The sequence below is a fragment of the Pulveribacter suum genome, assembly GCF_003013695.1.
GTDB classification, from domain to species: Bacteria; Pseudomonadota; Gammaproteobacteria; order Burkholderiales; family Burkholderiaceae_C; genus Melaminivora; species Melaminivora suum.
Map to the genome: position 1 here is coordinate 1,938,566 of NZ_CP027792.1, position 11,636 is coordinate 1,950,201.

Below are 11,636 nucleotides of genomic sequence, written 5' to 3' on the forward strand. Positions count from 1 at the left end.
CGCCCATGGCCGAGGCCTCAAGTCCCAAGGCAGCCCCACAAGGGCGCGACCGAGGGGCACCCAAGGTTTTTCGTCAGAGAAAATCGCAAAGGTTGATCATGGAAATCTCCAAGGCCGAACTCGCTTCGGCAGCCGCAGCTTCCGGCGGCAGCGCATTCCCCGCTTCCCCTGCCTCCGGCACCCCCCAGGACCTGATGGGTGCGGAAATCCTCGTCAAGGCCCTGCAGGCCGAGGGCGTGCAGTACATGTGGGGCTATCCCGGCGGTGCGGTGCTCTACATCTATGACGCGCTGTACAAGCAAGACAGCATCCAGCACGTGCTGGTGCGCCATGAACAGGCGGCGGTGCACGCCGCCGACGGCTATGCGCGCGCCACGGGCGACGTGGGCGTGGCCCTCGTCACCTCCGGCCCCGGCCTGACCAACGCGGTCACCGGCATCGCCACGGCGTACATGGATTCGATTCCCATGGTCATCATCTCCGGCCAGGTGCCTACGCCCGCCATCGGGCTGGACGCCTTCCAGGAGTGCGACACCGTCGGCATCACGCGGCCCATCGTCAAGCACAACTTCCTGGTCAAGGATGTGCGCGACCTGGCCGTGACGCTGAAAAAGGCCTTTCACGTGGCCCGTACCGGCCGACCCGGCCCGGTGGTGGTGGACGTCCCCAAGGACGTGTCCTTCAAGAAGACCGCTTACCACGGCTATCCGCAAAGCGTCGAGATGCGGTCGTACAACCCGGTCAAGAAGGGGCACGCCGGCCAGATCCGCAAGGCCCTGCAGCTGCTGCTCACCGCCAAGCGCCCCTACATCTACACCGGCGGCGGCATCCTGCTGGGCAACGCGTGCGCCGAGCTGCGCACGCTGGTGGACATGCTGGGCTACCCCGTCACGCACACGCTGATGGGTCTGGGCGCCTACCCGGCCAGCGACCGCAAGTTCCTCGGCATGCTGGGCATGCACGGCACCATCGAAGCCAACAACGCCATGCAGAACTGCGACGTGCTGCTGGCTGTGGGCGCGCGCTTTGACGACCGGGTGATCGGCAACCCCAAGCACTTTGCGCAGAACGACCGCAAGATCATCCACGTGGACATCGACCCCTCCTCGATCTCCAAGCGCGTGAAGGTGGACATTCCCATCGTCGGCGATGTCAAGGATGTGCTGACCGAGCTCATCTCCATGATCCGCGAGACCACCACGCGCCCGGACGCTGGCGCCCTGGCCGCCTGGTGGGAGCAGATCGAAGCCTGGCGCAGTCGCGACTGCCTCAAATACGACCGGGGCAACACCGAGGTCATCAAACCGCAGCACGTGGTCGAGACGCTGTGGAACATGACCAAGGATGCCGACACCTACGTCACCTCCGACGTCGGCCAGCACCAGATGTGGGCCGCGCAGTACTACCGCTTTGACGAGCCGCGCCGCTGGATCAACTCAGGCGGCCTGGGCACCATGGGTGTGGGCATTCCTTACGCGATGGGCATCAAGCTGGCCAAGCCGCAGTCGGAAGTGTTCTGCATCACGGGCGAAGGCTCGGTGCAGATGAACATCCAGGAGCTGTCCACCTGCCTGCAGTACAACACGGCCATCAAGGTGGTGTCGCTGAACAACCGCTACCTGGGCATGGTGCGGCAGTGGCAGGAGATCGAGTACTCCGGCCGCTACAGCCACAGCTACATGGACGCGCTGCCCAACTTCGTGAAACTGGCCGAGGCCTACGGCCACGTGGGCATGCTGATCGAGCGGCCGCAGGACGTGGAGCCCGCGCTGCGCGAGGCGCGCAAGCTGAAAGATCGCACGGTCTTCATGGATTTCCGCACCGACCCCACCGAGAACGTGTTCCCGATGGTGCAGGCGGGCAAGGGCATCACCGAAATGCTGCTGGGGTCGGAAGACCTTTAAGCACCAAATCGGCCTGCAGCGCTTGCTCACCAAGCGCTGGCAGCTATCGTAAAGATAGCATTTCTTCCACTGGCGAATCTATTGCCTGCCAAGCCTGCCGCTTACCGGCGCCAGGGGAGGGCAGCGAAAAGAGGAATCCGTCTTCATGAAACACATCATCGCCGTCCTGCTCGAGAACGAGCCCGGTGCGCTGTCGCGCGTCGTGGGCCTGTTTTCGGCGCGGGGCTACAACATCGAGTCGCTCACGGTGGCCCCCACCGAGGATGCGTCGCTATCGCGCATGACGATCCAGACCACCGGGTCGGACGACGTCATCGAGCAGATCACCAAGCACCTGAACCGCCTCATCGAGGTGGTCAAGGTGGTCGATCTGACCGAAGGCTCGTACACCGAGCGCGAGCTGATGATGGTCAAGGTGCGCGCCGTCGGCAAGGAGCGCGAGGAGATGAAGCGCATGGCCGACATCTTCCGCGGCCGCATCATCGACGTGACCGAAAAGAGCTACACCGTCGAGCTGACGGGCGACCAGTCCAAGAACGACGCCTTCCTGCAGGCCATCGACCGCACGGCCATTTTGGAGACCGTGCGCACGGGCGCCAGCGGCATCGGCCGCGGCGAGCGCATCCTGCGCGTGTAGGACAATTCCTGCTTTTTATCGATTCCTACAGAATTTCAACCGGAGTGAATGAGACATGAAAGTTTTCTACGACAAGGACTGTGACCTCTCCCTGATCAAGGGCAAGACCGTGGCCATCATCGGCTACGGCAGCCAGGGTCACGCCCACGCCCAGAACCTGAATGACAGCGGCGTGAAGGTCGTGGTCGGCCTGCGCAAGGGCGGCGCCAGCTGGGACAAGGTCGGCAAGGCCGGCCTGAACGTGCTGGAAGTCAACGAGGCCGTGAAGGCCGCCGACGTGGTCATGATCCTGCTGCCCGACGAGCAGATCGGCGACGTGTACAAGAACAACGTCGAGCCGAACATCAAGCAGGGCGCGTCGCTGGCCTTTGCCCACGGCTTCAACGTGCACTACAACCAGGTCGTGCCGCGCGCCGACCTGGACGTCTGGATGGTCGCCCCCAAGGCCCCCGGCCACACCGTGCGCAACACCTACACCCAGGGTGGCGGCGTGCCGCACTTGGTGGCCGTGCACCAGGACCAGTCGGGCAAGGCGCGTGACCTGGCACTGTCCTACGCCATGGCCAACGGCGGTGGCAAGGCCGGCATCATCGAGACCAGCTTCAAGGAAGAGACCGAGACCGACCTGTTTGGCGAGCAGGCCGTGCTGTGCGGCGGCGCTGTCGAGCTGATCAAGATGGGCTACGAGACGCTCACGGAAGCCGGCTACGCGCCCGAGATGGCCTACTTCGAGTGCCTGCACGAGCTCAAACTCATCGTGGACCTGATCTACGAAGGCGGCATCGCCAACATGAACTACTCCATCTCCAACAATGCGGAGTACGGCGAGTACGTGACGGGCCCCGAGGTCATCAACGAAGAGTCGCGCAAGGCCATGCGCAATGCGCTCAAGCGCATCCAGGACGGCGAGTACGCCAAGATGTTCATCCAGGAAGGCCGCCTGAACTATCCGTCGATGACGGCACGCCGGCGCAACCTGGCCGATCACAGCATTGAGCAAGTCGGCGGCAAGCTGCGCGCCATGATGCCCTGGATCGCCAAGAACAAGCTGGTGGACCAGAGCCGCAACTGATGGCGCGCGCCCGCGCCACGCGGGCGATGCGTCAGCCCAGGCCACTTCGGTGGCCTTTTTTGCGTCTTGCGGCGCGGCTACACTGCAGGGCTTTTCCGCAACATGCGGATACTATTAAAACAATAGCTGCTCGCGCTTGACTGGCGGGCGTTGGAGGTCGATTTGATGCATGAAGGCAATCGCGGCGATTCGGAGCGCGGCGTGCTGGTGCGCAAGCGCCGCAAGGGCATCTATATCCTGCCCAACCTGTTCACGCTGGCGGCGCTGTTCGGCGGCTTCTTCGCCATCGTCATGGCAGTGGACGGGCGCTTCGACCTGGCCGCGGCGGGCATCTTCTGCGCCATGGTGCTGGACAGCCTGGACGGCCGCGTGGCGCGCATGACCAACACGGCCAGCGCCTTTGGCGAGCAGATGGATTCGCTGTCGGACATGGTGTCGTTTGGCGCCGCGCCGGCGCTGGTGGCCTATGTGTGGGCGCTGCAGGGCCTGGGGCGCTGGGGCTGGTTTGCCGCCTTCGTCTATTGCGCCTGCGCGGCGCTGCGGCTGGCGCGCTTCAATGTCAACACCGGTGTGGTGGACAAGCGCTACTTCCAGGGCCTGCCGTCGCCCGCCGCCGCCGCGCTGGTGGCCGGCTTCATCTGGCTGATGACGGACGCCGGGGTGCGCCCCGGCGAGGATGGCTGGCTGGCCTGGAGCACGGTGGCGTGGACCGCCTTTGCCTTCACGCTGTTCTCCGGCCTGACCATGGTGACCAATGTGCCGTTCTACAGCTTCAAGGACGTGCGCATGAAGAAAAGCGTGCCGTTTGCTGCCGTGGTGCTGATCGCGCTGGGCATCGCCGTGATCAACATCGACCCGCCCAGCGTGCTGTTTGGCGTGTTCGTGCTCTACGGCCTGTCGGGCTACGCGGTCTATGCCTGGCGCAAGGCCAAGGGCCAGCACACCAGCGTCATCAGCACCTCCACCGACGAGCCCGACGAGCGCGGGCTGCACGACTGAAGGCTCGGGCGCCGGGGCAGTGTGCTACATTGGCCGCCATGCATTTTCTGTCGCTAGGCCTACTACTGATGTCCAACGGGCAGGCAAAGTAGCGCGCGTCAGCATCCCAGTCACTACTTCTTCGGCCCGTTTGCACCAGCAACGGGCCGTTTTTGTTTTCATGCATGCAGGTTGCTGGTAGTTCCCCAAACCCTTGATCGGAAGACCCGCACCATGCTCACCCACCCCGCCAGCAAATACCGCGCCTTCGCTCCCATTGCGCTCACGGACCGGACCTGGCCCGACGCGCAGATCGGGCGCGCTCCGCGCTGGCTGTCCACCGACCTGCGCGACGGCAACCAGGCACTGATCGAGCCCATGGACCTGCAGCGCAAGCTGCGCATGTTCGAGCTGCTGGTGCGCATTGGCTTCAAGGAGATCGAGGTGGGCTTTCCCGCTGCCTCGCAGGTGGAATGGGACTTCGTGCGCCAGCTGATCGAGGAGGACCGCATCCCCGAGGACGTGACCATCCAGGTGATGACGCCGGCGCGCGAGGAGCTGATCGAGCGCACCGTGCAATCGCTTGCCGGTGCGCGCCGGGCCATCGTGCACGTGTACAACGCCGTGGCGCCAGTCTGGCGCGAAGTGGTGTTCGGCATGAGCGTGCCCGAGGTCATTGCGCTGATTGACCGGCACGTGCGCCAGGTGCGCGCGCTGACCGATGCGCGGCCCGAGACCGACTGGGTGCTGCAGTATTCGCCCGAAACCTTCAGCCTGGCCGAGCTCGACGTGTCGCTTGCGGCCTGCGAGGCGGCGATCAGTGCCTGGGGAGCGGGCCGACCGATCATCCTGAACCTGCCCACCACGGTGGAGGCGGCCACGCCCAACGTCTTCGCCGACCAGATCGAGTGGATGGCGCGGCGCTTTGCGGGCAGGCCAGAAGTGGTGCTGTCCGTGCATCCGCACAACGACCGCGGCACCGGGACGGCCGCTGCTGAATTCGCGCTGATGGCCGGCGCGCACCGCGTCGAGGGCTGCCTGTTCGGCAACGGCGAGCGCACGGGCAACCTGGACATCGTCAACGTCGCCCTCAACATGTACGTGCAGGGCGTGGCGCCGCAACTGGACTTCTCGGATATCGACGCCATCCGCGCCGAGGTCGAGCACTGCAACCAGTTGCCCGTGCCGGCGCGCCACCCGTATGCCGGCGACTTGGTCTATACGTCGTTTTCGGGCTCGCACCAGGACGCTATCAAGAAGGCCTTCGCCGCGCGGCGCGAAGGCGACCTGTGGGCCATTCCCTACCTGCCCATCGACCCCAAAGACCTGGGCCGCAGCTACGAGGCGGTGATCCGCGTCAACAGCCAGTCGGGCAAGGGCGGCATGGCCTACCTGCTGGAGGCAGACTACGGCGTGCAGCTGCCGCGCCGCCTGCAGATCGAATTCAGCCAGGCGGTGCAGCGCGCCATGGACGTGCAGGGCAAGGAGCTGTCCGCCGCCGATCTGTGGAGTATTTTCTGCAGCGAATACGCGCTGCAGGAGGCGCCCGCCCTGCAGCAGCGCCGCATCGCCGCGCGCGAGGGCGCCCAGGGCGTGGCGCAGACCGAGCTGAGCGGTCGCCTTCATTGGCAGGGCCGCGAGCACGCGCTGCAGGGCAGCGGCAACGGCCCGGTGGATGCCTTCGTGAATGCCCAGGGCGCTGCCACGGGGCACGGCATCCGCGTGCTGGACTACCAGGAACACGCCATGGGCGGCACCGGCTCGGTGGGCGGCGACGCGCGTGCCGCGGCCTACGTGGAGCTGCGGGTGGACGACGGCCGCCCGGTCTTCGGCGTGGGCATGGACCACGACATCGTCAGCGCCGCCATCCGCGCCGTGACCTCGGGCCTGCTGCGCGCAACACGCTCGCAGGCCACCGCGCAGCACCCGGCCGAGCCGGCCCTGGTGGCGTAAATTAGCCCCCGACCTTTTTCAAGAAGCACCCCGCATTCGCACGGAGAAACACCATGGCAGACCAGCTCATCATTTTCGACACCACCTTGCGCGACGGCGAGCAGTCGCCCGGCGCCTCCATGACGCGCGACGAGAAGCTGCGCATCGCGCGCCAGCTCGAGCGGCTGAAGGTGGACGTCATCGAGGCCGGCTTTGCCGCCAGCTCCAACGGGAACTTCGAGTGCGTGCAGGCCATCGCCCGCGCGGTGAAGGATTCGACCATTTGCTCGCTCTCGCGCGCCAACGACCGCGACATCGCTCGCGCCGCCGAGGCCTTGAAAGACGCCAACCGCGCCCGCATCCACACCTTCATCGCCACCAGTGCGCTGCACATGGAAAAGAAGCTGCGCATGACGCCCGAACAGGTGCTGGAGCAGGCGAAACAGTCCGTGCGCTTTGCGCGCAACCTGCTGGAGGACATCGAGTTCAGCCCCGAGGATGGCTACCGCAGCGACCCGGACTTCCTGTGCCGTGTGATCGAGGCGGTGATTGATGAAGGAGCGACCACCATCAACGTGCCCGACACCGTGGGCTACGCCATCCCCGAGCTGTACGGCAACTTCATCAAGAACCTGCGCGAGCGTGTTCCCAACAGCGACAAGGCGGTCTGGAGCGTGCACTGCCACAACGACCTGGGGATGGCGGTGGCCAACTCGCTGGCCGGCGTGAAGATCGGCGGGGCGCGCCAGGTCGAATGCACCATCAACGGCCTGGGCGAGCGCGCCGGCAACTGCTCGCTGGAAGAGGTGGTGATGGCCGTGAAGACGCGCCGCGACTACTTCGGCCTGGAGGTCGGCATCGACACCCAGCACATCGTGGCCGCCAGCCGCATGGTCAGTCAGACCACGGGCTTCGTGGTGCAGCCCAACAAGGCCGTGGTAGGCGCCAACGCCTTCGCGCACGCTTCGGGCATCCACCAGGACGGCGTGCTCAAGGCGCGCGACACTTACGAGATCATGCGCGCCGAGGACGTGGGCTGGAGCGCCAACAAGATCGTGCTGGGCAAGCTCTCGGGGCGCAACGCCTTCAAGCAGCGCCTGCAGGAGCTGGGCGTGGAGCTGGAAAGCGAGAGCGAGATCAACGCAGCGTTCACCCGCTTCAAGGAGCTGGCCGACCGAAAGAGCGAGATCTTCGACGAGGACATCCTGGCCCTGGTGAACGACGAGAGCCTGTCGCCCGAGAAGGAACAGTTCGGCTTCGTCTCACTGGCCCAGCGCAGCGAGACGGGCGAGCGCCCCCAAGCCGAGATCGTCTTCACCCGCGGCGGCCGGGAGGTGCGCAGCAGCTCCGAGGGCAACGGACCGGTGGACGCCTCGCTCAAGGCAATCGAATCGCAGGTGCAAAGCGGCGCAGAGATGGTGCTGTACTCGGTGAACGCCATCAGCGGCTCTACCGAAAGCCAGGGCGAGGTGACGGTGCGCCTGCAAAGCGCCGGCCGCGTGGTCAATGGCGTGGGCGCCGATCCGGACATCGTCGTGGCCTCGGCCAAGGCCTACCTGAGCGCGCTGAACAAGCTGCAAAGCAAGGCCGAGCGGGTAGCGGCGCAGGGCTAAAGGGCAAACAGGGGAGATCTCATCCCCTTTCTTAGCCAACCCGCGCAAGACATTGATCTTGCGCATCTTTTTTGGTTTGAGTACACTGCCACACGCTTTTTTACGTTTGGAGCACCCGATGCCCGCGCGCCTGTCTCTTGCCTCCCGAGTGTTTCATTTTGCAGCCCTGGCGGCCCTCACGGCGGCCCTGGCGGCTCCGAATGTACAGGCGGCACAGCGCAAGCAGGCCGTGGCCAAGAAGCCGGTGACGACGGCTTCTGCCAAGCGTGCCGCGGCGCCCTCGGCCGTGCGCGCACCCCGCAAGGGCAAGGGGGCTGCAGCGGCGCCGCGCGTGGCTGCGCGCAGCGCCCGCGCCCCGGTGCGGGCCGCGGCGGTAATGGAGCCGGCACGCCTGTCCTTCGGGCAGATTGCCGGGCTGCACAACGTCTCCGACCCGCTGGATCTCAAGTCCAGCGTGGCCCTGGTCATGGACCAGGACACCAAGGAGGTGCTGCTGAGCAAGAACGACCGCGCCGTGCTGCCGATCGCTTCGCTCACCAAGCTGATGACCGGGCTGCTGATCTCCGAGGCGCACCTGCCCATGGACGAGCCCATCACCATCACCCAGGACGACGTGGACACGGAAAAGCACAGCGGCTCGCGCCTGCGCGTGGGCACCACGCTGTCGCGCGGCGAGTTGCTGCACCTGGCGCTGATGTCCAGCGAGAACCGCGCCGCCCACGCCCTGGGCCGCACCTACCCGGGCGGCCTGGACGCGTTCGTGGAACGCATGAATGCCAAGGCCCGCCTGCTGGGCATGGCAGACACGCGCTATGTGGAGCCCACCGGCCTGTCCAGTCAGAACCAGTCCAGCGCGCACGACCTGGCCACGCTGGTCAACGTGGCCCACGGCGACGCGCTGGTGCGCGAGCTGTCCACCTCGCCCGGCCACGAGGTGGCGGTGGGCAATCGCGTCCTGCAGTACAACAACACCAACCGCCTGGTGAAGAGCCCCTCGTGGGACATCGGGCTGCAAAAGACCGGCTACATCTCCGAGGCCGGCCGCTGCCTGGTGATGCAGGTCCAGGTATCCGGGCGCAAGCTGATCATGGTGTTCCTGGATTCGGCCGGCAAGTTCAGCCGCCTGGGCGATGCCGAGCGCGTGCGCTCGTGGGTGGAGGCCATGCCGCCGGCCGCGTCGTCGCTGCTGACGGCAGGCACGCAGCCCATGCTCAAGCCCTGAGAGCCGGCGGCCTTCGCTGCCCCAAGCCACAAAAAAAGCCGCCCGGCCTGCCAGCCCGGCGGCTTTTTTACGCCCTGTCGGATGTTGATCTATGGCGCGGGGCCATTGAGAGCGGTGCGCAGGCCGCTGGTATAGCCCAGGGCGCGCGAGATGTCCTGCGCCGCGGCCTGCAGCTTGGTTTGCCAGCCTTCGTCCAGCCGGTCGGCGGGCGAAGAAATCGACAGGCCGGCCACCAGCTGGCCCTGGTCGTCGAACACGCCGGCCGCCATGCAGCGCACGCCCAGCTCCAGCTCTTCGTTGTCGTGCGCAATGCCTTGCTGGCGCGCGCGGCCCAGCTCGCGCTCCAGCAGCGGCAGCTGGGTGATGCTGTTGCGCGTGTGGCCGGGCAGGCCGGTGCGCGTGGCGTAGGCCCGCACGCGCTGCGGATCGTCCGCCGCCAGGAACAGCTTGCCGGTGGAGGTCAGATGCAGGGGCGCGTGCCCGCCAATGGCGCGCACCACCTGCATGCCCGAGCGCTCGCTGTAGGTGCGCTCGATATAGACGATCTCGTCGCCCTGGCGCACGCTCAGGTTGATGGGCTGCTGGATCAGCTTGTGCAGCTGGCGCATGGGCGCCATGGCGGCGTCGCGCACCGACAGGCGCGCCTTGACCAGGTTGCCCAGCTCCAACAACCGCATGCCCAACCGGTAGCTGCCGGCCTCGGGGCGGTCCACGAAGCGGCCGATGGTCAGGTCGTTCAGGATGCGGTGCGTGGTGGAGGGGTGCAGGCCGGTCTTTTCGCTGATCTCCTTGAGCGAGATGGCCTCCTCGCGCGAGGCCAGTACATCGATCAGCTGGAACATGCGCTCCAGCACCTGCACGCTGGGTTTGGGGGGCACGTCCGCGGGGCTTTTCTTCATGGCTTGGGGTCTGGGCGAAAAGCGGCCGATTTTACGTAATGAAAAGCAAGGGCGCACGCGGCGCCCTTGCTCGTCCCTGCGGGCGCTGCCGCGTGTCAGCTGCCGCGCGTGACCGGGGCGGGCGCGCCGCGGCCGTACTCGCTCCACTTGCCCAGCTCCCACTTGGCAATGGCGTTGCGGTGCACTTCGTCCGGGCCGTCGGCAAAGCGCAGCGTGCGGGCGTTGGCGTAGGCATAGGCCAAGGGGAAGTCATCGCACAGGCCACCGCCGCCGTGGACTTGGATGGCCCAGTCGATGACCTCGCAGGCCATGGCGGGCGCCACCACCTTGATCATGGCGATCTCGGCCTTGGCGACCTTGTTGCCCACGGTGTCCATCATCCAGGCCGCCTTGAGAGTCAGCAGGCGCGCCATGTCGATGCGGCAGCGCGCCTCGGCGATGCGCTCTTGCGTCACGGTCTGCGCGGCAATCGGCTTGCCGAAGGCCACGCGGCTGCTGGCGCGCTTGCACATCAGCTCCAGTGCGCGCTCGGCCTGGCCGATCAGCCGCATGCAGTGGTGGATGCGCCCCGGGCCAAGGCGCCCCTGCGCGATCTCGAAGCCGCGGCCTTCGCCCAGCAGGATGTGGTCCACCGGCACGCGCACGTTGTCGAAGATGACCTCGGCGTGGCCGTGCGGCGCGTCGTCGTAGCCGAACACGCTCAGCGCGCGCACGATGGTGATGCCGGGAGTGTCCGCGGGCACCACGACCATGCTCTGCTGCGAGTGCCTGGGCGCCTCGGGATCGGTCTTGCCCATGGTGATGAAGACCTTGCAGCGCGGGTCGTTGGCGCCGCTGGTCCACCACTTGCGGCCATTGATGACGTAGTGGTCGCCGTCGCGTTCGATGCGCGTGGCGATGTTGGTGGCGTCGCTGGAGGCCACGTCCGGCTCGGTCATGGCGAACGCCGAGCGGATGCGGCCCTCCAGCAGCGGCTTGAGCCACTCGGCCTTGATGGCCTCGGAGCCGTAGCGGGCGATGGTCTCCATGTTGCCGGTGTCAGGCGCCGAGCAGTTGAAGACCTCGCTGGCCCAGACCACGCGGCCCATGATCTCTGCCAGCGGGGCGTACTCGGCGTTGGTGAGGCCTGCGCCGTGGTAGCCCGACGCCTCGGCCGTGTCCACGGGCATGAACAGGTTCCACAGGCCGGCGGCCTGGGCCTTGGGCTTGAGGTTCTCGATGGTCTTGAGCGGCTGCCAGCGGTTGCCGGCAACGGTGTTGGCGGCCATCTCCTTCGCATAGGCCTGCTCGGCGGGGTAGATGTGCTCGTCCATGAACTGCGTCAGGCGTGCCTGCAGTTCCCGGGTCTTGGGCGAGTAGTCGAAGTCCATGGTGGTTCC

The 11,636-nt window shown here is 66.4% G+C and carries 9 protein-coding genes; 7 read left to right on the top strand and 2 right to left on the bottom strand.

Annotated features, from left to right (window positions below; translation table 11 throughout):
* The first annotated feature begins 98 nt into the window (after positions 1–98).
* The 7 genes from C7H73_RS08995 to C7H73_RS09025 all read left to right on the top strand — a co-directional run bounded on the left by C7H73_RS08995 (position 99) and on the right by C7H73_RS09025 (position 9,358).
* On the top strand, positions 99–1,904 hold the full coding sequence (locus C7H73_RS08995) for an acetolactate synthase 3 catalytic subunit (protein ID WP_106847604.1): 1,806 nt from the start codon (positions 99–101) through the stop codon (positions 1,902–1,904).
* 145 nt (positions 1,905–2,049) lie between these two features.
* Positions 2,050–2,541, top strand: coding sequence for an acetolactate synthase small subunit (ilvN, locus tag C7H73_RS09000; protein WP_106846331.1), 492 nt, complete (start codon positions 2,050–2,052; stop codon positions 2,539–2,541).
* Between the two features lie 55 nt (positions 2,542–2,596).
* Positions 2,597–3,613 (top strand): ketol-acid reductoisomerase, encoded by a 1,017-nt coding sequence (gene ilvC, locus C7H73_RS09005; protein WP_106846332.1) that lies wholly within the window; start codon positions 2,597–2,599, stop codon positions 3,611–3,613.
* A gap of 165 nt (positions 3,614–3,778) precedes the next feature.
* Entirely contained in the window at positions 3,779–4,612 is an 834-nt protein-coding gene (gene pssA / locus C7H73_RS09010) for a CDP-diacylglycerol--serine O-phosphatidyltransferase (protein WP_106847605.1), read from the top strand.
* A gap of 213 nt (positions 4,613–4,825) precedes the next feature.
* Positions 4,826–6,544, top strand: a complete 1,719-nt coding sequence (gene leuA / locus C7H73_RS09015) for a 2-isopropylmalate synthase (protein ID WP_106846333.1) — start codon at positions 4,826–4,828, stop codon at positions 6,542–6,544.
* A gap of 53 nt (positions 6,545–6,597) precedes the next feature.
* A complete protein-coding gene (locus C7H73_RS09020; protein WP_106846334.1) occupies positions 6,598–8,136 on the top strand; it encodes a 2-isopropylmalate synthase in 1,539 nt (512 codons plus the stop codon).
* A 118-nt stretch (positions 8,137–8,254) separates the two neighbouring features.
* Positions 8,255–9,358 (top strand): serine hydrolase, encoded by a 1,104-nt coding sequence (locus tag C7H73_RS09025; RefSeq protein ID WP_106846335.1) that lies wholly within the window; start codon positions 8,255–8,257, stop codon positions 9,356–9,358.
* Between the two features lie 89 nt (positions 9,359–9,447).
* Here the strand turns inward: C7H73_RS09025 and C7H73_RS09030 are convergent, their stop codons facing one another.
* On the bottom strand, positions 9,448–10,257 hold the full coding sequence (locus tag C7H73_RS09030) for an IclR family transcriptional regulator (protein WP_106846336.1): 810 nt from the start codon (positions 10,255–10,257) through the stop codon (positions 9,448–9,450).
* A 95-nt stretch (positions 10,258–10,352) separates the two neighbouring features.
* The gene (locus tag C7H73_RS09035; protein WP_106846337.1) at positions 10,353–11,627 is read right to left on the bottom strand and encodes an acyl-CoA dehydrogenase family protein; all 1,275 of its coding nucleotides are present in this window, start codon (positions 11,625–11,627) and stop codon (positions 10,353–10,355) included.
* Between the last annotated feature and the right edge of the window lie 9 nt (positions 11,628–11,636).

Excerpts from the sequence above, each read along its gene's own strand:
- C7H73_RS08995 (WP_106847604.1), top strand. The coding sequence starts at position 99 with ATGGAAATCTCCAAGGCCGAACTCGCTTCGGCAGCCGCAGCTTCCGGC.
- ilvN (WP_106846331.1), top strand. The coding sequence starts at position 2,050 with ATGAAACACATCATCGCCGTCCTGCTCGAGAACGAGCCCGGTGCGCTG.
- ilvC (WP_106846332.1), top strand. The coding sequence starts at position 2,597 with ATGAAAGTTTTCTACGACAAGGACTGTGACCTCTCCCTGATCAAGGGC.
- pssA (WP_106847605.1), top strand. The coding sequence starts at position 3,779 with ATGCATGAAGGCAATCGCGGCGATTCGGAGCGCGGCGTGCTGGTGCGC.
- leuA (WP_106846333.1), top strand. The coding sequence starts at position 4,826 with ATGCTCACCCACCCCGCCAGCAAATACCGCGCCTTCGCTCCCATTGCG.
- C7H73_RS09020 (WP_106846334.1), top strand. The coding sequence starts at position 6,598 with ATGGCAGACCAGCTCATCATTTTCGACACCACCTTGCGCGACGGCGAG.
- C7H73_RS09025 (WP_106846335.1), top strand. The coding sequence starts at position 8,255 with ATGCCCGCGCGCCTGTCTCTTGCCTCCCGAGTGTTTCATTTTGCAGCC.
- C7H73_RS09030 (WP_106846336.1), bottom strand. The coding sequence starts at position 10,257 with ATGAAGAAAAGCCCCGCGGACGTGCCCCCCAAACCCAGCGTGCAGGTG.
- C7H73_RS09035 (WP_106846337.1), bottom strand. The coding sequence starts at position 11,627 with ATGGACTTCGACTACTCGCCCAAGACCCGGGAACTGCAGGCACGCCTG.